The sequence below is a fragment of the Streptomyces sp. SolWspMP-5a-2 genome (genome assembly GCF_900091845.1).
Classification (GTDB): Bacteria; Actinomycetota; Actinomycetes; order Streptomycetales; family Streptomycetaceae; genus Streptomyces; species Streptomyces doudnae.
Genome location: NZ_FMCI01000395.1, coordinates 1 through 23,518 on the forward strand (window position 1 = coordinate 1; position 23,518 = coordinate 23,518).

The window sequence follows — 23,518 nt, forward strand, 5'->3', positions numbered from 1 at the left end:
CGCTCGCCCTGGAGGCGGCGGGCCACCGCCCGGCCGGTGCCGACCCGCCCGGCTACCGGGTGCGGGCCACGCCCCAGCCGGAGGCCGTCGCCGTCCACGAACCGGACCCGGCGGCGCTGCGGGCCTGCGCCGCCACCCTGGAGCGGGCGGGCTGGCAGGCCGGGGAGTACACGCAGCCGCGCACCGGGACCCGCTATCTGCTGGCGTCACCGCGCCGGGTCTGACGCGGTGACACCCGTACGGAGGGGCGCGCGGCGGCGCCGGGGCGGGGACGGCCGGTCAGCGCGCCGCCGCGATCTCCTCCCCCGCCTCCATCGGATGCGTCACGTCCTGGGCGTCGCGCCGGTGGCCGAGGTGGTTGAAGACCAGGTTCAGGGCGACGGCGGTGACGCAGCCGGTGGAGATGCCCGAGTCGAGGACGATGCGGGCGGTCTGGGGGAAGGCGTGGTAGAAGTCCGGGGCGGTGATCGGTATGACGCCGACCGCCAGCGAGACGGCGACGATCAGGATGTTGTTGTCCTTCTCCAGGCCCGCCCTGACCAGCGTCTGGATGCCGCTCGCGGCGACCGAGCCGAACAGCACCACCCCCGCGCCGCCGAGCACCGGGCGGGGCACGACGGCGATCAGCGACGCGGCCACCGGACAGAGCCCCATCAGCACCAGGAACCCGCCGCCGACCGCGACCACGAACCGGCTGCGCACCCGGGTCATCGCGACCAGGCCGATGTTCTGGGCGAACGCGCTGCACATGAAGCCGTTGAAGACGGGGCTGAGGGCGGAGCCGAGGGTGTCGGCGCGCAGCCCGGCCGCGATGGTCCGCTCGTCGGCCGGGCGGCCGACTATCTCGCCCAGCGCCAGCATGTCCGCGGTCGACTCGGTCATCGACACCACCATCACCACGCACAGCGAGACGATCGCCGCGAGCTGGAACTGGGGCGCGCCGAAGTGGAAGGGCGTCGGGAAGCCGATCACGTCGGCGTCCGCGACCGGCCCGAAGTCCGTGACGCCCAGCGGGATCGCGACCAGCGTGCCCGCCACCAGGCCGAGCAGCACGGCGATCTGTTTGACGAAGCCGCGGGTGAAGCGGCGCAGCAGCAGCACGACGACGAGAGTGGCGGCGGCGAGCCCGAGGTAGGTCTCGGAGCCGTAGTCGCGCGCCGACGGGTCGGGTCCCTGGGCCCAGCCGAAGGCGACCGGGAGCAGGGAGACGCCTATCAGGGTGATGACCGAGCCGGTGACGACGGGCGGGAAGAACCGCACCGCCTTCCCGAAGACGGGCGCGGCGAGGAAGCCGAGGAACCCGGCGACCATGACGGCGCCGAAGATGACCGGCAGGGCGTCGGACCGGTCGTGGGTGGAGGCGGCGATGGCCGTCATCGGGGCGACACCGGCGAAGGTGACACCGTTCACGAACGGCAGCCGGGCACCGATCTTCCAGACGCCGATGGTCTGGAGGAAGGTGGCGAGCCCCGCGGTGAACAGGCAGGCGCCGGTGAGGAAGGTGAGGTCGGCGGCGGAGAGGCCGATGGCGGCGCCGACGATCAGGGGCGGCGCGACGACCCCGGCGTACATGGCGGCCACGTGCTGGAGACCGGTCGTCGCCATCTTCAGGGCGGGCAGTCTTTCGTCGACCGGGTGGGTCGTGGCGAGCGGTTCGGGGGTCACGGCGGCTCCTCCGGGTGCGTGACGCGTCGGCTCCGACGCGGGTTTCTTGGAGGTGATGCGTGTGGTCGTGCGGGACCGGTCGTACGCGGAACGGGACGGTCGACCGTCGCGGGGCGCGCACACCGGTGCGCGCCCCGGACGGCCGCCATGGGCCCGTCGCGGGTCCACGGCCGCCGACCGGGAGCCGTCCCTCCCGGTCGGAGCTGGGGTGCCCGGGGTCAGCCCCGGGCGGTGACCGACGCGAGCCGTCGCGCCTGGTCGCGGGTGGCGCGGGCGACGGCGCCCTCGTCGACCTGCGTCAGACGGCCGTCCTCGACGATCTGGCGGCCGTCGACGAACGACGCGGTGACCGGTGCGGCGGCGCCGAGGACCAGCGCGGCGACCGGGTCGGCGATGGAGGCGTGGGCCAGCGTGTCCATCCGCCACAGCACCAGGTCGGCGAGCTTGCCGGGTTCCAGGGAGCCGATCTCCGCCGCCCGGCCCAGCACCTGGGCCCCGCCGTAGGTGCCGAGACGCAGTGCCTGACGGGCCGTCAGCGCCCGTTCGCGGTGCGCGCCGAGGCGGTTGACCAGGAGGGCGTTGCGCAGTTCGGTGTGGAGTTCGCCCGATTCGTTGGAGGCGGTGCCGTCCACGCCGAGGCCGACCGGGACACCGGCCGCCAGGAGGTCGGGGACCCGGGCGATCCCGGCGGCCAGGCGGGCGTTGGAGGACGGGCAGTGGGCGACGCCGGTGCGGGTGCGGGCGAACGCGGCGATGTCGGAGTCGTTCATGTGGACGCAGTGGGCCATCCACACGTCGTCGCCGAGCCAGCCGGTGGACTCGAAGTAGTCGGTGGGTCCCATGCCGAACAGCTCGTGGCAGAACTTCTCCTCCTCCACCGTCTCCGAGCCGTGGGTGTGCAGCCGCACGCCCAGCCGGCGGGCCAACCGGGCTCCCTCGCGCAGGAGTTCGGTGGAGACGGAGAACGGCGAGCAGGGCGCGACGGCGACCTGGGTCATCGCGCCGAAGGAGGCGTCGTGGTGTGCGGCGACGGTCGCCTCGGTCGCGGCGAGGGCGCCTTCGAGGGTCTCGACGGCGAAGTCCGGGGGCAGTCCGCCGTCCTTCTCGCTGCGGTCCATGGAGCCGCGGGCGAGGGTGAAGCGGACGCCCGTCTCGCGGGCGGCGCGGATGATGGTCCCGGAGAGGTCGCCCGAGCCCCGCGGGAAGACGTAGTGGTGGTCCATGGCGGTGGTGACACCGCCGCGGGCCATCATGGCGAGCGAGCCCCGGGCCGCCGCGTCCACCATGGGTTCGTCGATGCGCGCCCAGGTCGGGTACAGCGCGACGAGCCAGTCGAAGAGGTTGTGGTCGGTGGCGAGGCCCCGGGTGATCCACTGGTAGAAGTGGTGATGGGTGTTGACCAGGCCGGGGGTGACGAGGTGGCCGGTGGCGTCGATGCGGCGTACGACGTTCTCCAGGCCCTCGGGGGCCCTGCCCGCGCCGACCGCCTCGATGCGGTTGCCGGCGATCACCACGTGTCCGTGCGCGAACTCGGTGTCGTCGGCGTCGACGGTCGCGATCGCACCGTTCTCGATGACGACGCGCTGGGCTGCTGCCATGGTTCGTCCTTTGCGCTGGAGGGGAGGGCACGGCAGGACCCGGAGGTTTTGAGTGCCGCGGCCGGGGTGGTCCCCGGCCGCGGGTGCCGAGATGCGGTTGCTACAGGTTGCTGAGGTCCACCGGGATGCGCGCCTCGCGGCCCTCGCGCAGCACGGTCGCCTCGATCAGTCCGTAGGGGCGGTCGGCGGCGAGGTAGACCTCGTTGTCGTTCTTGAGCCCGAAGGGCGCGAGGTCGACGAGGAAGTGGTGCTTGTTGGGCAGGGAGAACCGCACCTCGTCGATCTCGCCGCGGTGCTCGATGATCCGCGAGCCCATCTCGTACAGGGTCTGCTGGAGCGAGAGCGAGTACGTCTCGGCGAACGCCTGCAGCAGGTGGGCGCGGACCTCCCGGTAGGACTCCTCCCAGTCCGGCGCCTCCTCGGCGTCGTCGCTCCAGGCGAAGCGCCAGCGGCCGGTGACGTCGGTGGCCAGGATGCGGTCGTACGCCTCGGGCAGCGTCGTGTACTTGTCCTTGACGTAGCCCCAGAACTCGGAGTCGGTCGAGTTCAGCACCGTGAGGTCCTTGAGCCCGGAGACGACCTCCCAGGACGCGCCGTCGTAGGTGACCTGGGTGAGCCGGGTCTCCTGGCCGCCGCGGACGAAGGAGTGCCGGGGCACGTCCGCGCCCGTCTCCTCGCCGGGGCGGGCGATCCGCTCCCAGGCGTACTCCTCGATGCGGATGCGCGCGGTGCGGATGGACTCCTGCGAGGTGACGAAGTACCGGGCCAGGTGGATGCCGAACTGCTCGGCGGAGGCCACCCCGTGCTCCTTGGCGAACGCGAACACCGTGTTCTTGGTGGTGTCGGTCGGCAGCACGCTGGCGTTGGAGCCGGAGAGGTGGACCTCGTCCATGTCGCCGGAGAGCGCGACGGAGACGTTCAGGTCCTTGATGTGGTGGGTGGCGCCGTCCCGCACGATCCGCACGACCCGGTTCTCGGCCTTGCCGTACTGGTTCTGACCCAGCGTCACCGGGCGGTCCTGGCGGGCGGGTTGGGTGCGGGCCGGGTGCGGGAGGTCGGCGTGGGCAGGGCGGGCAACGTCGGTCATGTCTGCTAGCTCCCTCGGTATACGGAGTAGCCGAACGGGTTGAGCAGCAGCGGCACGTGGTAGTGCTCCCCGGGGTCGACGGCGAAGGTGACCGTCACCTCCGGGAAGAACGCTCCGGCACCGCTGTCCCGATTCGCGGGGGCGTCCTGCTGCGCATCGGCTTGGTTCTGGGCTGCTGTCCCGAAGTACGCCTCGACCTCGAAGTCGAGCCGGACCCGGGTCGTTCCCTCCGGCAGCGCCGGCAGGTCCTTGCACCGCCCGTCCGCGTCGGTCGCGGAGCCGCCGAGCGGCTGCCAGTCGCCGGAGCTGCCGCGCCGAGCGGCGATCCGGACCGTGACGCCGCGGGCGGGGCGGCCGACGCTGGTGTCCAGGACGTGCGTGGACACCGAGGCCGTGGTGCTGGTGGTCATGCTGGTCTCAGTCCTCTTCGACGAGTCGGGCGAGCCGGATACGGTTGATCTTGCCCAGCTCGGTGCGGACGATCGCGCGTTCCCGCTCCGGCGCGTTGCCGAGCCGCTCCCTGACCGCGTCGCGCATCCGCTCGCCGGTCAGGCCGGTCGCGCAGATCAGGAAGACATGCCCGAACCTCTCCTGGTAGGCGAGGTTCAGTTCGAGCATCTCGGCCTTCAGCTCCTCGGAGGCGCCCGCCATGCCGCGCTGCTCGCGGGCGGAGGCGGGGTCACCGGGCCTGGGGCGGCCGATGGGCGGGTGCCCGGACATCGCCTCGGCGAGGTCGTCGCCGGTCAGGTCGGCCGTGGCGGCGTCACTGGCGGTGTGCAGGGCGTCGAGGGTGGGGTAGGGACGGGCGGCCAGGAGCCGCTTCGCCCAGGTGGCGGAGGCGCACGCCTCCGTGAGGACGGCGAGGGCCGCGTGCTCCGCCAGGTCGTTGAACCGGGCCAGGCCCGGGGGCGTGGAAGTCGACGTCACGGGAGCCTCCGTGGCCGCGAACGGCCGTCGTGCTGAACGGGCTGCCGATAGCTAACGCCCTCGAAAACACGGCGTCAACACTTTGTTGAAAATTCCCGGTTACCTTCGCCTCGCCACCGGATCACCACCCCGACACGCCCCCGCCACCCCCGGAAGCGGCGCCCGTCCGCACCCCCCGGCACCCCCGGAAGCGGCGCCCGTCCGCACCCCCAGCACCCCCGGAAGCAACGCCCGTCCACGCCTCCCGCCGCACCGGAAGCACCAGCTCAGCGCGCCCTTCCGCCCCGACAGCAGGGGCGGAGCCCCCGTCCTCCCCCTCAGACGCCCTTCTCGCGGTTGAGGTAGTTGTAGACGGTGAAGCGGCTGACGCCGAGCGCCCCGGCCACCGTCTCCACGCCGTGCCGCACGGAGAAGGCGCCGCGCGCCTCCAGCGCCTTGACGACCTCCTGCTTGGCCTTGCGGTCGAGGTCGGCGAGGGGCTTGCCGCGGGCGCGCTCCATCGCGGCGAGGATGTGGTCGAGCGAGTCGGCGAGCTGCGGCAGCCGCACGGCGACCGCCTCGGCGCCCTCCCAGCTGAGGACGACGTCGTCGGGTCCCGCCTCGCCGGGCGGGAGCATCTCCCCGCCCATCGCGTCGACCAGCGGCTTCACCGCGGCGAGGAAGGGCTCGTCGCCGGGACGGGTCACCTGGCGTCCTCCCCGACCACGTTGACCTGGAGCGAGATCCGGGTGGCACCGGCCTCCAGGCTCCGCCGCAGCAGCGCGTCGACGGCGCCGAGCACCGCGTCGGCCCCACCCTCCGCCGTGTTGCCGAACGGTCCGACGTCGACCGCGTCCAGCGCGGCCGTCTCGACGACCTCGCGGGCGACCAGCGCGTGCGCCGGCGCCTCGTCGAGGTCGAAGGGTTCGGTGGTGAACTCCACCCGCAATCGCATCCTGCCCCCAAACGGTCCTGGCCTGCGCGTCCGCCCGGATCACCCGCGGCGAGGCCACACGGGGGCGGCACCGGGAGGTGCCCAGCGACTCTAGCCGACGGCGGTGGGGCCCACCGGGAGGGCGAGCGGCCCGAACGGGCGGCCCGACCCCCTTGACAACCCTCGCTCCCCGACGGCAACCTTCCATTAAGCAGAAACAAACTTCCGCAATATGGAAGTCAGGAACGGCGGAGCGACACCGCCTGAACGACGACAACGGAAGGGAGCGCGGCCCCCGATGGGATTCGCAGACCAGCGCTTCAACGTCAACCTGTCGATCCTCTTCACCGAGCTGCCGCTCCTGGAGCGCCCCGCGGCCGCCGCCGCGGCCGGGTTCTCCGCGGTCGAGCTGTGGTGGCCCTGGGTCGACTCCCCCACCCCCGAGCGGTCCGCGCTGGACGCCCTGCGGCGGGCGATCGAGGACGCCGGAGTCCGGCTGACCGGCCTGAACTTCTACGCCGGACAGCTCCCGGGCCCCGACCGGGGCGCCCTGTCGGTCCCGGGCGAGGAGTCCCGGCGGTTCCGCGCCAACATCGACGTGGCCGCCGACTTCGCCGGGTCGCTCGGCTGCACGGCGCTCAACGCCCTGTACGGCAACCGCGTCGACGGCGTCGATCCGGCCGAACAGGACGCGCTGGCGCTGGAGAACCTGGTCCTCGCGGCCCGCGCCGCCGACCGGATCGGCGCGGTCCTGCTGATCGAGGCCCTCAACCGGCCGGAGTCGCCCCGGTACCCGCTGGTGTCGGCACCGGCCGCCGTGGCGGTCGCCGACCGGGTCGACGAGGCGTCAGGACTCGGCAACGCGCGCTTCCTCATGGACCTGTACCACCTGGCCATGAACGGCGAGGACCTGCCCGCCGTGATCGAGCGGTACGCGGCCAGGACCGGCCATGTGCAGATCGCCGACAACCCCGGCCGGGGCGCCCCCGGCACCGGAACCCTCCCCCTGGAAGACCTCCTCGACCGGCTGACGAAGGCCGGGTACGAGGGCTGGGTCGGCCTGGAGTACAAGCCGGGCGACCGCCCGAGCGCCGCGTCCTTCGACTGGCTCCCGCGCACCGCCCGCTGAACTCCCCGCCCAGGCACCGCAGTCAGAGAGGTATCCCCGACATGAGCACGCTCCCCCGCATCGCCTGGATCGGCCTCGGCATCATGGGCTCCCCCATGTCCGAGAACCTGATCAAGGCCGGTTACCACGTCACGGGTCACACCCTGGAGCAGGACAAGCTGGACCGGCTGACCGCCGCGGGCGGCACCGCGGTCGGCTCGATCGCCGAGGCCGTCAGGGACGCCGACGTCGTCATCACGATGGTGCCCGCCTCCCCGCAGGTCGAGGCGATCGCCTACGGCCCGGACGGCATCCTGGCGCACGCCAGGTCCGGCGCCCTGCTGATCGACATGTCCTCGATCACCCCGCAGACCTCGATCGACCTGGCGAAGGCCGCCCGGGACAAGGGCCTGCGGGTCCTCGACGCGCCCGTCTCCGGCGGTGAGGCCGGGGCCGTCGAGGCGGTGCTGTCCATCATGGTCGGCGGCGAGCAGGCCGACTTCGACGCGGCCCGCCCGATCCTGGAGGCGCTCGGCAGGACCATCGTGCTCTGCGGTCCGCACGGCTCGGGCCAGACCGTGAAGGCCGCCAACCAGCTGATCGTCGCCGTGAACATCCAGGCGTGCGCCGAGGCCGTGGTGTTCCTGGAGAAGTCCGGCGTGGACCTGAAGGCCGCGCTGGACGTCCTCAACGGCGGGCTCGCCGGTTCCACGGTGCTCACCCGCAAGAAGGACAACTTCCTGGCCCGCGACTTCAGGCCGGGCTTCCGGATCGACCTGCACCACAAGGACATGGGCATCGTCACCGAGGCGGCCCGCACGGTCGGCGCGGCGCTGCCGGTCGGCGCCGTCGTCGCGCAGCTCGTCGCGAGCCTGCGCGCGCAGGGCGACGGCGGGCTCGACCACTCGGCCCTGCTGCGGGCCGTGGAACGGCTCTCCGGCACCGAGGTCTGAGCCGGACCCACCCAGACTTCCGGGCGGCACCGGCGCTGACATCTGTCCTGTCGCGCCCAGGCGCCGGCGCCGCCCGGAACCCGACTCCCGTGATCCGGCGGCCTGTTGGCACCGGATTGCGCACAGGCCGGTTCCCGCCCGGGACCCGGCACCTGGACAGCCCGCGCGGACGGCCGGCCCGGATGAGGGGTGACCGGCCGGACCGCGGCGGGCGGGGCGAGGACCGCGGCGGCACGTGAGCCAGTGCGGTGGTGAAGGCCCGGGTCCCCTTCTTCGACCTGAGGAGAACGGGCCCCGCGCCGTCACGGCCGCCGCGGTCCCCGCCACTTCACCGACCCCGTCCGGCGGCGCGAACGACCCGTCGCGCCCGGCCTCGCGCCGTCGGACGGTCCACCTCCCCACCCCTCTCCCCGGCCAGGGCGCCGGACGCGGTTCCTCCCGCGTCCGGCGCCCTTCCGCGTGCCCGGCCGCAGGCACACGCGCCGCACCGGGCGTCCGCCCGCCCCGCCCTGTCTGGGGACACGGTCCCCGCGCACACGAGGGCGGCCCGTCCCCCGGACGGGCCGCCCTCGCCGTGCCGCCGTGTCGCCGTCAGACCTTCAGGGTCCGGATCGACGTCGGCGCGTGGCCGGGCTCGGTCGCGATGTCCTCGAACTCGACGACGGCGGAGATGTCGTTGGTGGTCGACATCGCGATGTTCGTGACCCGCTCCAGGATCGCCTCGACGACCACCGGCACCCGGAACTCCGCGGCGAGTTTCTTCGCCCGCTCGAACGCGGCCCCCAGCTCGCCCGGGTCGGTCACCCGGATCGCCTTGCAGCCGAGGCCCTCGGCGACCTTCACGTGGTCGACGCCGTACAGGCCGAGTTCGGGCGAGTTGACGTTCTCGAACTCCAGGTTGACCTGGAAGTCGATGTCGAAGGCACGCTGCGCCTGGCGGATCAGGCCCAGGTAGGAGTTGTTGACCAGGACGTGCACGTACGGGATGTGGTGCTGCGCGCCGACCGCCAGTTCCTCGATCATGAACTGGAAGTCGTAGTCGCCGGAGAGCGCGACGACCTGCGCGTCGGGATCGGCCCTGGCGACGCCGAGCGCGGCCGGGATCGTCCAGCCGAGCGGGCCCGCCTGACCGCAGTTGATCCAGTGCCGGGGCCGGAAGACGTGCAGCATCTGGGCGCCGGCGATCTGCGAGAGGCCGATGGTGGAGACGTACCGGGTCTCCGGTCCGAACGCCTTGTTCATCTCCTCGTAGACCCGCTGCGGCTTGATCGGGACGTCGTCGAAGTGGGTGCGGCGCTGGAGGGTGGCCTTCTTCTCCTGGGCCAGCGCCGCCCATGCCGAGCGGTCCGGGAGCCGCCCGGCCGCCTGCCGCTCGCGCGCCACCTCGACGAAGAGCGCGAGGGCGGCCCCGGCGTCGGAGGCGATGCCGAACTCGGGGGCGAAGATCCTGCCGATCTGGGTGGGTTCGACGTCGACGTGGACGAAGGTGCGGCCCGCCGTGTAGACGTCGAGCCTGCCGGTGTGCCGGTTGGCCCAGCGGTTGCCGATGCCGAGGACGAAGTCGGACTCCAGGAACGTCGCGTTGCCGTAGCGGTGCGAGGTCTGCAGGCCCACCATCCCGGCGTTCAGCTCGTGGTCGTCGGGCAGCAGGCCCCAGCCCATCAGGGTCGGGACGACCGGGACCCCGGTCAACTCGGCGAACTCGACGAGCAGTTCGGCCGCGTCCGCGTTGACGACGCCGCCGCCCGCCACGATCAGCGGGCGCTCGGAGGCGTCGAGGAGGTCGAGCGCCTTCTCGATCTGGGCGCGCCTCGCGGCGGGCTTGTAGACGGGCAGCGGCTGGTAGGTCTCCGGGTCGAACTCGATCTCCGTCAGCTGGACGTCGATCGGCAGGTCGATCAGGACCGGTCCGGGGCGCCCGGAGCGCATCAGGTGGAACGCCTGCTGGAAGGCGCCGGGGACCTGGGCGGCCTCCAGGACGGTGATCGCCATCTTGGTGACCGGGCCCGCGATCGACGCGATGTCGACGGCCTGGAAGTCCTCCTTGTGGATCACCGCGGTCGGCGCCTGTCCGGTGACGCACAGGATCGGGATCGAGTCGCCGAGGGCCGAGTACAGGCCGGTGATCATGTCGGTGCCCGCGGGCCCCGAGGTCCCGATGCAGACGCCGATGTTGCCCGGGTGGGTGCGGGTGTAGCCCTCGGCCATGTGCGAGGCGCCCTCGACGTGGCGGGCGAGCGTGTGCCGGATGCCGCCCGCGGCCTTGAGCGCCGCGTAGAAGGGGTTGATCGCCGCGCCGGGGACGCCGAACGCGTCACCGACGCCTTCCCGCTTGAGGATCTCAACTGCCGCGCGGGCAGCGGTCATGCGAGCCATCGAGTACTCCTGCTCGGCCGGTCGGAATCGCACTCCCGTCGCGCCCCGCGGTGAGATTGGCTTCCGAGACTCTTTTCCGTATCGTGAAATTCCGCATTACGGAAACAGAATTCTACTATCTGGAAACAATGTAGGGGGAGGCCGAAAACCCGTCAAGAGACGGGCAAGCGCCCACGACGGGAGGGGCGCGGGGGCACGATGGGGGCGCGGACTCATGGGGACGCCCGTCGGTGGCGCCCCTTCGCGACGCTGGGGAGTGGGCCATGCCCGAGAGCGTGCCGGTGCGGTGCCCGGCCTGCCGACGCCTGCACCGGTACAGCGCCCCGTCGTACCCGTGCGGGTGCGGCGCCCCGGTCGCGCCACCGCTGGATCCGGGCGCGGCGCCCGTGGTGGTCACCGACCGGGTGTGGGAGCAGGACTGGATCGCCGTGCGCTGCGGCTCCTGCGGCCGCCGGGACCAGTGGCCGCGCCCCGAACTCGGCTGCCCCTGCGGCACGTCGCTGCGCATCCCGGTCGCCGGGGAGGGCGCTCCCGCCGACAGCGGCGCCGACGGCACCGGGGCCGCCGTCCCCGGGCGGGCCGGAGCGGACGGCGGTGCTCCGGCGCCGCCGGGTCCGCCGCCGTCCGGGGCGCCGCGCCCGGCCTTCCAGCCGGTCACCATCCGCACCGCGCGGGACGCCGTGACGGCCGCCGCGCTCTATCTGCGCTGGCTCGGCTACCAGGACATCCGGCGCGCCGACCAGCGTCCGCCGTCCGGGATAGGGCTGGCCGCGCGCGGGCTGCTGGCGCAGGTCGACCCGACCGTGCGCCCGGCCTCGCCCCGGGACGTGGAGTGCCTGTGGCTGACGGCGATGACGGAGTCGGCGGACTGCGTCTACTTCTCCCTCGCCGGGTACGCCGAGGACGCCCGTGACCGCGCCGACGCCCTGGGCGTCCCCCTCTTCGTCCTGGACCTCACCGGCACCCCGCAGCCGGTCAACGGCCTCGCCGACGAGCTGGGCACCCCGGACGCCTGACAGGGGCGCGGCGGGGCGTTCTCCGCTACCGGGCCGCGTACCGCTCGCGCAGCTCGATCTTGCGCACCTTGCCGGACACCGTCATCGGGAAGGAGTCCAGGACGCGCAGCAGGCTCGGCGTCTTGTAGTGCGCGAGCCGCCCCTCGCACCAGCCGCGCAGCTCCTCCAGGGTGGGCGGGTCGGCCGGGTCGCGCGGGACGACGCAGGCCAGCACCTCCTCGCCGTACCGCTCGTGCGGCACCCCGACCACCTGGACGTCGGCGACCTTCGGGTGGCCGTGCAGGAACTCCTCTATCTCACGCGGGTAGATGTTCTCGCCGCCCCGGATGATCATGTCCTTGATGCGGCCGACGATCTCCACGTAGCCGTCCTCGCGCATCAGGGCGAGGTCGCCGGTGTGCATCCAGCGGGCCGGGTCGACGGCCTCCCGGGTCTTCTCCGGCTCCTCCCAGTAGCCCAGCATCACGCTGTAGCCGCGGGTGCACAGCTCGCCCTTCTCGCCGCGCGGCCTGGTGACCCCGGTGGCCGGGTCGACGACCTTGACCTCCAGGTGCGGCAGGACCCGGCCGACGGTTCCGGTGCGGTGGTCGAGGTCGTCGTCCCTGCGGGTCTGGAGGGAGACCGGGGAGGTCTCCGTCATGCCGTAGCAGATGGAGACCTCGGCCATGTGCATCTCGGCGACCACCCGCTTCATCACCTCGACCGGGCAGGGCGAGCCCGCCATGATGCCGGTGCGCAGCGACGACAGGTCGTAGGAGGCGAAGTCGGGGAGGTTCAGCTCGGCTATGAACATGGTGGGGACGCCGTACAGCGAGGTGCAGCGCTCGCGGCCGACCGCCTCCAGGGTGGCCCTGGGGTCGAAGGACGGGGCCGGGATCACCACGCAGGCGCCGTGCGAGGTGGCCGCGAGGTTGCCCATCACCATGCCGAAGCAGTGGTAGAAGGGCACCGGCAGGCAGATGCGGTCCTGCTCGGTGTAGGCGATCGACTCCCCCACGAAGTACCCGTTGTTGAGGATGCTGTGGTGGGAGAGGGTGGCCCCCTTCGGGAAGCCGGTGGTGCCCGAGGTGTACTGGATGTTGATCGGGTCGTCGCAGGACAACTCGGCCTGACGGGCGGTGAGTTCGTCCTGGAGGTCGGCGGTGCCGAGGTCGGTGAAGGCGGTCCAGCCCGGGTCGCCGATGTACACGGTCCGCCGCAACCGCGGGCAGTCGGGGCGGACTTCGTCGACCATGGCCCGGTAGTCGCTGCCCTTGTGGCTGAGCGAGGCGAACAGCAGGGAGACCCCGGCCTGGCGCAGGACGTACGCGACCTCGTGGGTGCGGTAGGCCGGGTTGATGTTCACCATGACGGCGCCGATCCGGGCGGTGGCGTACTGCACGAGCACCCACTCGGCGCAGTTGACCGCCCAGATCCCCACCCGGTCGCCGCGCGCGACGCCGTCCGCGAGCAGCGCGCGGGCCAGCCGGTCCACGTCGGCGGCGAACTCCCGGTAGGTCCAGCGCCGTCGGGACGGGACGTCGACGAGGGCCTCGCGGTCGGGCCAGGCGGCGACGGCCCGGTCGAGGTCGGCGCCTATGGTGTCGCCGAGCAGCTCCGTGGCGCTCGTGCCGTGCGCGTAGGACGGTATCGCGGTCACCGGAAGTCCTCCTCGCGGTACTCGGCGGTGGACCCGGCGGCCGTCGCCTCGCGCAGCTCGATCCGGCGGATCTTGCCGGAGACGGTCTTGGGCAGCGGGGCGAACTCGATGCGGCGGACCCGCTTGTAGGGCGCGAGGACCTCGCGGGCGTGCTCGAACAGCACCTTCGCGGTGTCGGGGCCCGGCTGCCAGCCCTCGGCGAGCACGATGTACGCCTTCGGCACCGCGAGCCGCACCGGGTCGGGCGCGGGCACCACGGCCGCCTCCGCGACCGCCTCGTGCTCCAGGAGCGCGCTCTCCAGCTCGAACGGGCTGATCTTGTAGTCGGACGCCTTGAAGACGTCGTCGCTGCGCCCGATGTAGGTCAGGTAGCCGTCCTCGTCGCGGGAGGCGACGTCGCCGGTGCGGTAGTAGCCGCCCGCCATCGCCTCCGCCGTCCGGTCCGGGTCGCCGTGGTAGCCGGTCATCAGGCCGACCGGGCGGCTGGAGAGGTCGAGGGCGATCTCCCCCTCGGCGGCGCCCGGCGCCCCGCTGATCGGGTCGAGCAGGGTGACCCGGTAGCCGGGGCTCGGACGGCCCATGGAGCCCGACTTCAGCTCCTGCCCGGGGGTGTTGGCGACCTGCACGGCGGTCTCCGTCTGGCCGAAGCCGTCCCGGATGGTGACGCCCCAGTTCCGCCTGACCTGCTCGATGACCTCGGGGTTGAGGGGCTCGCCCGCGGCCAGCGCCTCCCGGGGCGGGGTGCGCAGCTGGGTCAGGTCGGCCTGGATGAGCATGCGCCAGACGGTCGGCGGCGCGCAGAAGGTGGTGACGCCCGCGCGGTCCATCTCGCTCATCAGGCGGACCGGGTCGAAGCGGCTGTAGTTGTGGATGAAGACGGTCGCCTCGGCGTTCCACGGCGCGAACAGGTTGGACCAGGCGTGCTTGGCCCAGCCCGGCGAGGAGATGTTGAGGTGCACGTCGCCGGGGCGCAGCCCGATCCAGTACAGGGTCGAGAGGTGGCCGATGGGGTACGAGGTGTGCGTGTGTTCGACCAGCTTGGGGCGGTCGGTGGTGCCCGAGGTGAAGTAGAGCATCAGCGGGTCGTCGGCCAGCGTCGGGCCGTCCGGCACGAACGGGGCGGTGTGGGCGTACGCGTCCTCGTACGGCTCCCAGCACTCCACGGGCAGGCCGCCGACGGAGATCCGGGTCCAGGTGCCGGGCACCTCGGCGAACTTGGCGGTGTCCTCGGCGCGCGCGATCACGTGCCTGACCCGGCCGCGGGCGACCCGGTCGCGGAGGTCGGCGGGGCCCAGCAGGGGGGTCGCGGGGACGACGACGGCGCGCAGCTTCATCGCGGCCAGCGCGGTCTCCCACAGCTCGGCCTGGTTGCCGAGCATGACCAGGATGCGGTCCTCGGCGGCGACGCCCCGCGCGCGCAGCCAGCCGGCCACCCGGTCGGAGCGGGCGGAGAGTTCGGCGAAGGAGAGCCGCAGCTCGGAGCCGTCCTCCTCGACGATGTGCAGGGCGGTGCGGTCGTTGCCGTCGGCGATGGCGTCGAACCAGTCGAGCGCCCAGTTGAAGTGTTCGGGTCGGGGCCAGTCGAAGCCCTCGTACGCCGTCACGTAGTCCTCGCGGTGCTCCAGCAGAAAGTCCCGCGCGCTACGGAACGCCTCCGTCGCCGTCGTCATCTGTGCTCTGTCCTCCTCGTACCGGACCATTGCCGGGCGGCTCTCTGTCATCGTGTAATCCGTGATGCACGTCTCACTACCCCCGGACGGGGGTGTGGCCGCGGGAAAGGGCGAGCGGGTGACAGGTGACGCCACGGGGGCGGTGGAGATCCACAGTGCGCTGCTGCGGCTTCGGCACACCACGGGCCTGCCGGTCGCCTTCGGCGGCCTGGTGGAGTCGGGCGGGCCGCGGATACGCATCAGCGAGCTGTGCGGCACGGCCACGCCCGCGCTCAGCGCGCTCGCGGTGACCGCGGGCAACGGCCTGGGCGGCAAGGCGGTGGCGCTGGCCCGGCCGTGCGCCGTGACGGACTACTCGGCGTCCCGGCAGATCAGCCACGAGTACGACATCCCGGTGGCGGCCGAGGGGCTGCGCTCGGTGCTCGCGGTGCCGGTGGTGGTACGGCGGCGGGTGCGCGGGGTGCTGTACGGCGCGCTGCGCACGGCCGAGCCGCTGGGCGACCGGGCGCTGGGCGCGGCGATGGCGGCGGCGCGCGACGTCGAACAGGCGCTGGTGGTGCGGGAGGAGGCGCGCGGGCTGCTCGTGGCGGCGCGTTCGGCGCCCGAGCCGGAGCTGGCGGCGGGCGCGGTGCGCGAGCAGGTCAGGGAGGCGCACGCGGCGCTGCGCGCGCTGGCGCCGCGGATCGCGGATCCGGCGCTGCGGTCCGAACTCCTGGAGGTGTGCGGGCTGCTGGCGCCCCGGTCGCGGGTGCCGGGGCCGGTGCTGGCGCCGCGCGAGCTGGACGTGCTGTCGTGGGTGGCGGCGGGGGCGACCAACGCGCTCGCGGCGGAGCGGCTCGGGGTGCGGGCGGAGACGGTGAAGGGGTATCTCCGGTCCGCCATGCGGAAGTTGGGGGCGCACACCCGGGGCGAGGCGGTCGCGGCGGCACGGCGCGCGGGGGTGTTGCCCTAGGTGTGCCTGGACCCGGGCGTGGGCATTCTATTCATTCGGCCGTGCTTTGAATTTCCCTATGCCCGGCCGTTGTTATATCCCTCACCATGTGGTCCGTCCGAATTTCAATGAGACGTTGCCTAGAATTTGGCCCGGACACGACACACGGAGGGAGCGGTGACCGTGCGACGGGACTTCAAGGAGCCTGCCAGATGCCGCCCCGACCTGGTCATCGGCAGGGACGAGCTGTTCGGCGCGGCCCACGAGCAGCTCGCCCGCGGCGGCAGCGCGCTGCTCCACGGCCCCGCCGGAATAGGAAAGTCGACCGTCCTGCGGGCATTGGCCGCGCAATACGGGACGGCGGCCCGCACCGTGTTGCGCTGCTCGGCGACCGAGTCCGAATCCCACCTTCCCTTCCTGGCCCTGGCCGACCTCCTGGGGCTCGTCCTCGACGAGGTCTCCGAGCGGCTGCCCGCCGCCCAGCGCACCGCCCTGGAGTCGGCCCTCACCGGTCGCGGCGAGTCCACCCTCCAGCGCGACGGCCTCGCGCTGCGCCTCGCCGTGCTCTCCGCGCTGCGCGCGCTCGCCGCCGAGGGCCCCGTCCTGATCGTCGCGGACGACCTCCAGTGGCTCGATTCGGCCAGCGCCGAACTCCTCGGCTTCGCCGCCCGCCGCCTCGGCGACACCCCGGTCCAGATGCTCTGCGCGGTACGGACCGAGGGACAGGAGTACGACCGGCATCTACGCGCGTCCCCGCCCGACACGCTCGCCGTCCGGCTCGGCCCGCTCACCGGTTCCCAGGTCTCCGCGCTCCTCGACCACCGCGGCTACACCGGGCTGCCCCGCTCCACCGTCCGGGACATCCACCGCACCAGCGGCGGCAACCCGCTGTTCGCCCTGGAGCTGGGCCGCGCCCTCGCCGAGAGCCCCACCCCGCCCCGTCCGGGCGAGCCGCTGCCGGTGCCGACCTCGCTGCGCGCCCTCGTCCTCAACCGCCTGGGGATGCTCTCCGCCGAGGCCCGCCGCACCCTCCTCGTCGCCAGCGCGGGCGCCCGCCCGACCCTGGCCCTGCTGCACGCGGCGGGCCGGGAGAACGCCGAGGCCGAGACCGTCCAGGCGGCCGGGCTCGGCCTGCTGGCCACCGAACAGGAGGGCCCCGCGGTCCGGTTCGCGCACCCGCTGATATCGGCCGCGCTCTACGCCGAGGCACCCGCGCAGGACCGGCGGGCCGCGCACGCCGCGCTCTCCACCGCCGCCTCCGACCCCATCGAACGGGCCAGGCACCTGGCCCTCGCCATCACCGGCGCCGACCCGGAGGCCGCCGCCCGGCTCGCCGAGGCCGCCGCCCAGGCCCGCGACCGGGGCGCCCCCTCGGTCGCCGCCTCGCTCGGCCTGCTCGCCGCCCGGCACACCCCCGCCGACGGCGAACCCGGCCCCGACGAACGCCGTCTGCAGGCCGCCGAGGACGCGATCACCGCCGGGGAGGTCGACCTCGCCCGGGACATCGCCCACGAGGTGCTCACCCGGGCCACCGCCCCCACCGACCGGGTGCGGGCCTGGATGGTGGTGATCGAGGCGGCCGGGCAGGCGCTCGGCGAGGTCGACACCGTCTACCCGCAGGCCCTCGCCGACGCGGGCGACGACCCGCGGCTGCTCGCCCTGGTCCGCTACCAGCTCGCCTGGCGGGCCCTGGTCGTGGAGGGCGACTTCGCCGAGGGCCGCGCGGAGGCCGCCCACGCGGCGGAGCTGGCGGCCCGCGCCGACGACCGGCGCACCGAACTCCTCGCGCTCGCCTTCCAGGCCCAGACCGAGACCCTGATGGGCCATCCGGACGCGCCCGCCACCATCAAACGCGCGCTCAGGGAACCCCAGGACCCGCAGGTCGCCTGCCACCACAACGGCCCAGGCGCCACCCGCTACCGCTGGCTGATCATGAGCGACCAGCTCCCCGAGGCCCGCGCCACCGTCGCCGCGCTGCTGCGCGAGGTCCGGCGGCGCGGCATGGTCGAGTCCGAGGTGCACTTCGTCCGGCTGCTCGCCGAGACCGAGCTGCGCTCCGGGCACTGCGGCCGCGCCCTCGACCTGGCCAGGGAGAGCCGAAGACTGGCCCGCGACTCCGGGATCGGCGAGGTGCCGTCCGCCGTCCTCACCTCCCTCGCCGAGGCGTCGGGCGGCGACGTGCGGCGCGCGCTCGACCTCGCCGCCGAGGCGGTCGGACAGGCCGAGGAGGTCGGCGACCAGATCTACGTCTCCCGCGCCCTCGCCGCCCTCGGACACGCCCAACTGGTGGCCGGGGACGACCCCGGCACCGTCGTCTCGCTGCGCCGGGTGCGGGAGCTGGAGCACGGGCTCGGCATCACCGACCCGGCGCGCGGACGCTGGCAGGGCGACCTCGCGGAGGCGCTGGTGCGGGTCGGCGAGACCGACGAGGCGCAGGAACTCGTCGACGTGACCCGGGAGCACGCGCTGCGCCTGGGCCGGGAGAGCGTGCTGGCCGTCCTGGACCGGGCCGAGGCGCTGGTGCGGGCCGCCCGCGGCGACCACGAGGCGGCGCTCGCCCGGCTGACGTCCGTGCAGGACCGGCTCGCCAAGCTGGGGTACGGCCTGGAGGAGGCGCGGGCCGCCTTCGCCCTGGCCACCCTGCGCGGCACCCCCCGCCCCTCGGCCCGGCGCACGCGCCGGGAACCCCGGCGCCCGGTCCGACGTCCTACGACGAGGCGGCCCGGCTGTTCCGGCGCTGCCGGGCACTGCCCTGGCTGCGGCAGGTGGAGGCGGCGGGCTCGGCACCGCCCGTCCGGCCGCCGTCCCCCGGCGGCGCGACCCTCGACGGTCTGGAGGGGCTGGCGTCGATGGAGCGGCAGGTCGCGGGGCTCGTCATGGAGGGCGCGACCAACCGGGAGATCGCCGCACGCCTGTTCATCAGCGTCAAGACGGTCGAGGCGACCCTCACCCGGGTCTACCGGAAGCTGGGCATCCGCTCACGGGTGGACATCGTCCGGCTGGCGGCGGGGCGCCGTCCGAAGTGACGTCACTGCGGGTTTACTGGGCGCGACCGAGGGTTTTCCCTGCCCAACTCCCCTAGGGGGTTCCCTCATTGGGACGAGGGTGGGCCCGGTCCTACTTTTAGGGCGTGCCGCTCGGCCGGGCATACGGGGGTCGGTCCCGCGACCCCCGTGCACCACCCCCCACACCCGCGCGCCCCCCACCGGCAACCCCCCACTGAGGAGACTCATGTTCGGGCTCAACCGCGCCAGGAAGACCGCGGCCGTCCTGGCGGCGACCGCCGCCGCTGCCACCACCGCCCTGCTCGGCGCCCCCAACGCCGTCGCGGCCCCCCAGCCCATCGTCGGTGGCTCGACGACCACGACCACGGCGTACCCGTTCGTCATGCAGATCACCGACGCCTCGCAGAACCAGTTCTGCGGCGGCACGCTGGTCTCGGCGACCAAGGTGATCACCGCGGCCCACTGCATGGTCGGCGAGAGCACCAGCAGCGTGCGGGTCGTCGGCGGGCGCACCAACCTGAACGGCACCAACGGCACGGTCAGCCGGGTCAGCAAGATCTGGATCAACCCGAGCTACACCGACGCCACCAAGGGCAAGGACGTCGCCGTCCTCACCCTCGCGACGTCGATGCCGTACACCACGGCCTCCTACGTCACCTCGTCCCAGACCGGCGTCTACGCGGCCGGCACCACCGCCCGCATCCTCGGCTGGGGCACCACCTCGGAGAACGGCAGCTCCTCCAACCAGCTGCGCACCGCGACCGTCCCGGTCGTGGCCGACACCAGCTGCAAGAGCTCCTACGGTTCGGACTTCGTCCAGACCGACATGGTCTGCGCCGGATACTCCTCCGGCGGCGTCGACACCTGCCAGGGCGACAGCGGCGGTCCCCTGCTCATCGGGGGCGTCCTGGCAGGGATCACTTCCTGGGGCGAGGGCTGCGCGGAGGCCGGCTACCCGGGTGTCTACACCCGGCTGACGACCTTCTCCAGCCTGGTGGCCACACAGGTCAACTCGTGACCCGGAAGAACTCCTGAGCGAACCGCTCAGGGCACTACCAGGGGGCGTTGCGGGCTTCCACGAGCAGCCCGCAACGCCCCCTGTCCACGTCCCGGGACCGGCCCACCGGCCGCCGCTCGCCGGTCCGCCCCGGATATCCTGCGCGTGATCACGCCACCCGCCGCCGCACCGGCGGCCACCGGCGCCCGACCACGCGAGAGGCAGCCGCATGTCCGAGCGACGCGCCCGTCCCGCCTCCCCCGACGCGAGGAAGTCCGCCTGGCGCCGCGCCCTGACGCCGCCGCGGGCGCCGGAGCCCCCGGCCGCCCCGGCGCCCGCCGGGCCGAGACCCGCGCAGCCGGTCGCGCCGGACAGCGTCGTGGAGGCCGCGCTGTACCGCGACGGCGTGCGCGTCTCCACCCCGGCGACGCTCGCCGACACCTACCGGGAGCTGCGCGAGCAGCCGTCCGGCATGGCGTGGATCGGCCTCGCCCGCCCCACCGAGAGCGAACTCCACTCCCTGGCCGAGGAGTTCGACCTCCACCCGCTCGCCGTCGAGGACGCGATGGAGGCCCACCAGCGTCCCAAGCTGGAACGGTACGGCGACACCCTGTTCGTCGTCCTGCGCGCCGCCCGCTACCTGGACGCGCCCGAGGAGGTCGACTTCGGTGAGCTGCACGTGTTCGTCGGCCACGACTTCGTGATCACGGTCAGACACGCCGCGGCCCCCGACCTCTCCGCGGTCCGCCGCCGGATGGAGAGCACACCCGAACTCCTGGCACTGGGCCCGGAGGCGGTGCTGTACGCGATCCTCGACTCGGTCGTCGACGGCTACGCGCCGGTCGTCGCGGGAGTGCAGAACGACGTCGACGAGATCGAGACGGAGGTGTTCCGGGGCGACCCGGAGGTCTCCCGCCGGATCTACGAACTCTCGCGCGAGATGGTCGAGTTCCAGCGCGCGACCCGGCCGCTGGTCGGCATGCTGCACGGCCTGATGGCGGGCTTCGCGAAGTACGGCACGGACGAGGAACTCCAGCGCTACCTGCGCGACGTCGCCGACCACGTGACCCACACCAGCGAACGCGTCGACGGCTTCCGCCAGGCCCTGACGGACATCCTCACCGTCAACGCGACCCTGGTCACCCAGCAACAGAACGCGGAGATGCGGGCGTTGGCGGAGGCGGGCTTCGAACAGAACGAGGAGATCAAGAAGATCTCGTCGTGGGCGGCGATCCTGTTCGCTCCGACGCTGGTCGGCACGATCTACGGGATGAACTTCGACCGGATGCCGGAGTTGCACTGGTCCTTCGGGTATCCGTTCGCAATGCTACTGATGGCAGCGGTATGCACCAGTTTGTATTTCATTTTCAAGCGACGGGACTGGCTCTGAGCAGTCGACCAACAAGCGCCGACACTCCGATGCCAGAGGCGCGAACACGGCCGGCACAGGCACCGCTCAAGCCGCTGGGGAGAATCCGGGGAGAATGAAACGCGCCCAGCTTCGGCTTGCCTCCCCCGTCGCGGGGCCCGTGCCTGGATCGCTCCCTCTGCCTCATTGGCCACCCGGAGCGTTGGTCGACACGAAGAGTAAGCAAACTGGCGGATTGCGAGACGTCGAAGCGTCGATTGCGCCGCGCCCCTTCCCTCTGGCTTCGGGCATGAAGTAGGTGTGGAAGTCCAAGGTGATGGTCCGGCTGGAGTGCCCGAGCCAGCGCGCAAGGGGGACGACGGATTCTCCCGCTTCCAGGATGACCGAGGCTCATGTGTGCCTCAGCATGTGAAAGCTGTCCTTGCAGGACGCCTTCCAGCGCCCTCCCTGCTTCCGCACGGGGATCACTTCGGCCGCGGCCAGGGTGGGCTTCCACCCGTCGACGTTGAAGATGTTCGCCCGGATGGCGTTGCCGTATGTCGTGGTCGGGATCAGCGGAAACTTCTCCCTCGCATGGTCGGGCTCCGGACCGCCCCACGGCAGCTCGACCTCGACAGCGGGGTACTCCATGAAGTACTCGGCCAGCGCGGAGGCAACCGAGGACGGCATGTCGGCGACGCGGGTCTTGCCGCCCTTCGGGAGTGTGAAGTAGAGGCGCCCATCGAGGAGTTGAACCTGTCGGCGGATGCGCAGCAGTCCCCGGCGGAAGTCGACGTCTTCTGGGGATAGGCCGAACACTTCGCCCTGGCGCAGCCACGCCCCCGCCCACGCACGCATGGTCGGGGCCGAGCGCGCCCGCCGCCGCCTGCTGACGGCCGCCGAAAGTCTCATGCACACCGTCCATGACAGCAGCCTCCCGCTCCCCGTCCAGACGGTGCTCACCGAAGCCGACGCGCTCGCCACCGTCGTGGACGACATCGCGAACCGCTTTCCCCCGCGCTCTGGCGTCCTCCCCCGCACCGCGGTACCGCCCTCCGTTCGCACCCCGGACCCCACCGAGGCAGTCGCGGAGGAGCAACTGCTCCTCGCCACCGCCACCGCCCGCCCTGCCGACATCGAGTCCATCCGGTGGCTGATCCCCGCAGATCTCACCCTGCCGCTGCACGCCGGCCTCTGGCAGTGCCTGACCGCCCTCGCCCGCCGCAACGAGCCCGTCGACCCCGTCACGGTCCTGTGGGGAGCTCAACAGCGCGGGCTGCTGGACGACGGCAGCGAACCAGGCGATGTCCTGCGCATGCTGGCCGAACCAGCCGGATTCGTCGAGCACTGGGCCGAACGCGCCCTGCAGCGCTCGCTCCTGGCCACGGCCGAGCACACCGCACGGCGTATCGAGGCATACGCCGACGACCCGGCGAACACCCCCTTCCAGCTCGTCGTCGGCGCCCGCCGCGCCCTCGCAGACATCGACGCCGTCCGCACCCGCTGGCAGAACGCCACCCAAGCCGCCCCACCACAGCAGCAGCGACCGGCGCCCGCCATACGCGTCGGCCCACCGATCACCACGGCCGCACACGCCGCTCGATCCACACGAGCAACCCGATAACTGCCGAGTACAACGGTGGCCGAACCTGCGGCCCGGCCACCGGCAGAACAGACGAGTTCCCCCAAGTGACTTCAGCCATCGACACACATGTCCGCCTCGACACCCACCCCACTCACCCCAGCGCCGTGTGGGCCCACCTGACCGGCTCACAGGCCCATATCGCCGTCACGGCCCTGGAGATCGGCGGCTGGAGCATCGCGGCCCCAGGCATCCTGGTCCTCGCCCGCATCGACCACGAGGAGCCCTACTGGCCAAAGACGCAGCGAAGCACCTCGTCGCCGAAGGCATCACCTCACAACTCCGAGCGGCCATCGACGAGGAACGGACCTGGCCGAACTACCCCATGCCGTGGTGCACCCGCAGCGAGATCCGCGAGGTCTCCGACCAGGCACAGAGGATCCACGATGACATCCATCGCGGCCAGCTCCTCATCCACGCCCACGCCCACGACGGCCACACCACAGTCGCCGTCGGCATTTACCTAGACCGGCGCCGCAAGTCCGTCCACCTGCACGGCGAGGACCACATGCGCCGGATCGCCGATACCTTTGACTCACCCGCGCAGGCGATGCTCGCCTTCGAGCGATTGCACCCGGCCGAGATGCGCCCCGGACCGGCACCCCTGACCGACACCGAACGCGACGCCATCGCGGCACGCTCC

General features: G+C 72.7%; 17 protein-coding genes and 4 pseudogenes. 10 read left to right on the forward strand and 11 right to left on the reverse strand.

Features of this window, described 5'->3' with window-relative positions:
* Window positions 1-224 (forward strand): annotated as a pseudogene (locus GA0115242_RS39405) (hypothetical protein); the annotation flags it as partial.
* A 55-nt stretch (window positions 225-279) separates the two neighbouring features.
* Here the strand turns inward: GA0115242_RS39405 and GA0115242_RS39410 are convergent.
* The 7 genes from GA0115242_RS39410 to GA0115242_RS39440 all read right to left on the reverse strand — a co-directional run bounded on the left by GA0115242_RS39410 (window position 280) and on the right by GA0115242_RS39440 (window position 6,211).
* Window positions 280-1,605, reverse strand: coding sequence for a nucleobase:cation symporter-2 family protein (locus tag GA0115242_RS39410; protein ID WP_237549584.1), 1,326 nt, complete (start codon window positions 1,603-1,605; stop codon window positions 280-282).
* 278 nt (window positions 1,606-1,883) lie between these two features.
* Window positions 1,884-3,263, reverse strand: a complete 1,380-nt coding sequence (locus tag GA0115242_RS39415) for an 8-oxoguanine deaminase (protein WP_093836463.1) — start codon at window positions 3,261-3,263, stop codon at window positions 1,884-1,886.
* A gap of 100 nt (window positions 3,264-3,363) precedes the next feature.
* Window positions 3,364-4,350 carry a factor-independent urate hydroxylase gene (pucL, locus tag GA0115242_RS39420; RefSeq protein ID WP_093836464.1) on the reverse strand — a complete coding sequence of 329 codons (987 nt, stop codon included), beginning with the start codon at window positions 4,348-4,350 and terminating at the stop codon, window positions 3,364-3,366.
* A gap of 5 nt (window positions 4,351-4,355) precedes the next feature.
* On the reverse strand, window positions 4,356-4,760 hold the full coding sequence (gene uraH, locus GA0115242_RS39425; protein ID WP_093836465.1) for a hydroxyisourate hydrolase: 405 nt from the start codon (window positions 4,758-4,760) through the stop codon (window positions 4,356-4,358).
* A 7-nt stretch (window positions 4,761-4,767) separates the two neighbouring features.
* Complete coding sequence (uraD, locus tag GA0115242_RS39430) at window positions 4,768-5,277, reverse strand: 2-oxo-4-hydroxy-4-carboxy-5-ureidoimidazoline decarboxylase (protein ID WP_093836466.1); 510 nt, start codon at window positions 5,275-5,277, stop codon at window positions 4,768-4,770.
* A 317-nt stretch (window positions 5,278-5,594) separates the two neighbouring features.
* A complete protein-coding gene (locus GA0115242_RS39435) occupies window positions 5,595-5,963 on the reverse strand; it encodes a helix-turn-helix domain-containing protein (protein WP_093836467.1) in 369 nt (122 codons plus the stop codon).
* Window positions 5,960-6,211, reverse strand: a complete 252-nt coding sequence (locus tag GA0115242_RS39440; RefSeq protein ID WP_093836468.1) for a hypothetical protein — start codon at window positions 6,209-6,211, stop codon at window positions 5,960-5,962. Before GA0115242_RS39440 ends, GA0115242_RS39435 begins: the two co-directional genes overlap by 4 nt.
* A gap of 277 nt (window positions 6,212-6,488) precedes the next feature.
* On the opposite strand from GA0115242_RS39440, the gene GA0115242_RS39445 reads away from it, so the two are divergent.
* Together GA0115242_RS39445 and GA0115242_RS39450 are read left to right on the forward strand one after the other, a co-directional pair.
* Window positions 6,489-7,319, forward strand: a complete 831-nt coding sequence (locus GA0115242_RS39445; protein WP_093836469.1) for a TIM barrel protein — start codon at window positions 6,489-6,491, stop codon at window positions 7,317-7,319.
* A 41-nt stretch (window positions 7,320-7,360) separates the two neighbouring features.
* Window positions 7,361-8,251 (forward strand): 2-hydroxy-3-oxopropionate reductase, encoded by an 891-nt coding sequence (locus GA0115242_RS39450; RefSeq protein ID WP_093836470.1) that lies wholly within the window; start codon window positions 7,361-7,363, stop codon window positions 8,249-8,251.
* A gap of 591 nt (window positions 8,252-8,842) precedes the next feature.
* On the opposite strand, the gene gcl is transcribed toward GA0115242_RS39450, so the two are convergent.
* Window positions 8,843-10,627, reverse strand: a complete 1,785-nt coding sequence (gcl, locus tag GA0115242_RS39455) for a glyoxylate carboligase (RefSeq protein ID WP_093836471.1) — start codon at window positions 10,625-10,627, stop codon at window positions 8,843-8,845.
* 263 nt (window positions 10,628-10,890) lie between these two features.
* On the opposite strand from gcl, the gene GA0115242_RS39460 reads away from it, so the two are divergent.
* Window positions 10,891-11,643 (forward strand): hypothetical protein, encoded by a 753-nt coding sequence (locus GA0115242_RS39460; RefSeq protein ID WP_093836472.1) that lies wholly within the window; start codon window positions 10,891-10,893, stop codon window positions 11,641-11,643.
* Window positions 11,644-11,668: 25 nt separating this feature from the next.
* On the opposite strand, the gene GA0115242_RS39465 is transcribed toward GA0115242_RS39460, so the two are convergent.
* Window positions 11,669-13,282 carry an AMP-binding protein gene (locus GA0115242_RS39465; RefSeq protein ID WP_093836473.1) on the reverse strand — a complete coding sequence of 538 codons (1,614 nt, stop codon included), beginning with the start codon at window positions 13,280-13,282 and terminating at the stop codon, window positions 11,669-11,671.
* Window positions 13,279-14,952, reverse strand: coding sequence for an AMP-binding protein (locus GA0115242_RS39470; protein ID WP_093836474.1), 1,674 nt, complete (start codon window positions 14,950-14,952; stop codon window positions 13,279-13,281). Before GA0115242_RS39470 ends, GA0115242_RS39465 begins: the two co-directional genes overlap by 4 nt.
* A 118-nt stretch (window positions 14,953-15,070) precedes the next feature.
* Here GA0115242_RS39470 and GA0115242_RS39475 point away from each other — a divergent pair, with 118 nt between their 5' ends.
* The 4 genes and pseudogenes from GA0115242_RS39475 (at window position 15,071) to GA0115242_RS39490 (ending at window position 21,275) form a co-directional block, all read left to right on the forward strand.
* Entirely contained in the window at window positions 15,071-15,904 is an 834-nt protein-coding gene (locus GA0115242_RS39475) for a helix-turn-helix transcriptional regulator (RefSeq protein WP_093836477.1), read from the forward strand.
* 162 nt (window positions 15,905-16,066) lie between these two features.
* A pseudogene (locus GA0115242_RS39480) lies at window positions 16,067-18,909 on the forward strand (AAA family ATPase).
* Between the two features lie 205 nt (window positions 18,910-19,114).
* A complete protein-coding gene (locus GA0115242_RS39485) occupies window positions 19,115-19,906 on the forward strand; it encodes a S1 family peptidase (protein WP_093836475.1) in 792 nt (263 codons plus the stop codon).
* Window positions 19,907-20,114: 208 nt separating this feature from the next.
* Window positions 20,115-21,275, forward strand: a complete 1,161-nt coding sequence (locus GA0115242_RS39490) for a magnesium and cobalt transport protein CorA (protein ID WP_093836476.1) — start codon at window positions 20,115-20,117, stop codon at window positions 21,273-21,275.
* 369 nt (window positions 21,276-21,644) lie between these two features.
* Here the strand turns inward: GA0115242_RS39490 and GA0115242_RS42255 are convergent, their stop codons facing one another.
* Window positions 21,645-22,145, reverse strand: coding sequence for a hypothetical protein (locus GA0115242_RS42255; RefSeq protein ID WP_176730013.1), 501 nt, complete (start codon window positions 22,143-22,145; stop codon window positions 21,645-21,647).
* Here GA0115242_RS42255 and GA0115242_RS39500 point away from each other — a divergent pair.
* Both GA0115242_RS39500 and GA0115242_RS42260 read left to right on the forward strand, forming a co-directional pair.
* Window positions 22,057-22,857: pseudogene (locus GA0115242_RS39500) on the forward strand (DnaB-like helicase N-terminal domain-containing protein); the annotation flags it as partial. The gene GA0115242_RS42255 and the pseudogene GA0115242_RS39500 overlap by 89 nt on opposite strands.
* A gap of 343 nt (window positions 22,858-23,200) precedes the next feature.
* Window positions 23,201-23,518: pseudogene (locus GA0115242_RS42260) on the forward strand (hypothetical protein); the annotation flags it as partial.

What these genes read in the sequence shown, in the direction of transcription:
- GA0115242_RS42255 (WP_176730013.1), bottom strand. Translation starts at nt 22,145, where the DNA reads ATGAGACTTTCGGCGGCCGTCAGCAGGCGGCGGCGGGCGCGCTCGGCC.
- GA0115242_RS39415 (WP_093836463.1), bottom strand. Translation starts at nt 3,263, where the DNA reads ATGGCAGCAGCCCAGCGCGTCGTCATCGAGAACGGTGCGATCGCGACC.
- GA0115242_RS39450 (WP_093836470.1), top strand. Translation starts at nt 7,361, where the DNA reads ATGAGCACGCTCCCCCGCATCGCCTGGATCGGCCTCGGCATCATGGGC.
- GA0115242_RS39410 (WP_237549584.1), bottom strand. Translation starts at nt 1,605, where the DNA reads ATGGCGACGACCGGTCTCCAGCACGTGGCCGCCATGTACGCCGGGGTC.
- GA0115242_RS39460 (WP_093836472.1), top strand. Translation starts at nt 10,891, where the DNA reads ATGCCCGAGAGCGTGCCGGTGCGGTGCCCGGCCTGCCGACGCCTGCAC.
- GA0115242_RS39440 (WP_093836468.1), bottom strand. Translation starts at nt 6,211, where the DNA reads ATGCGATTGCGGGTGGAGTTCACCACCGAACCCTTCGACCTCGACGAG.
- pucL (WP_093836464.1), bottom strand. Translation starts at nt 4,350, where the DNA reads ATGACCGACGTTGCCCGCCCTGCCCACGCCGACCTCCCGCACCCGGCC.
- GA0115242_RS39445 (WP_093836469.1), top strand. Translation starts at nt 6,489, where the DNA reads ATGGGATTCGCAGACCAGCGCTTCAACGTCAACCTGTCGATCCTCTTC.
- GA0115242_RS39490 (WP_093836476.1), top strand. Translation starts at nt 20,115, where the DNA reads ATGTCCGAGCGACGCGCCCGTCCCGCCTCCCCCGACGCGAGGAAGTCC.
- uraH (WP_093836465.1), bottom strand. Translation starts at nt 4,760, where the DNA reads ATGACCACCAGCACCACGGCCTCGGTGTCCACGCACGTCCTGGACACC.
- GA0115242_RS39470 (WP_093836474.1), bottom strand. Translation starts at nt 14,952, where the DNA reads ATGACGACGGCGACGGAGGCGTTCCGTAGCGCGCGGGACTTTCTGCTG.
- gcl (WP_093836471.1), bottom strand. Translation starts at nt 10,627, where the DNA reads ATGGCTCGCATGACCGCTGCCCGCGCGGCAGTTGAGATCCTCAAGCGG.
- GA0115242_RS39485 (WP_093836475.1), top strand. Translation starts at nt 19,115, where the DNA reads ATGTTCGGGCTCAACCGCGCCAGGAAGACCGCGGCCGTCCTGGCGGCG.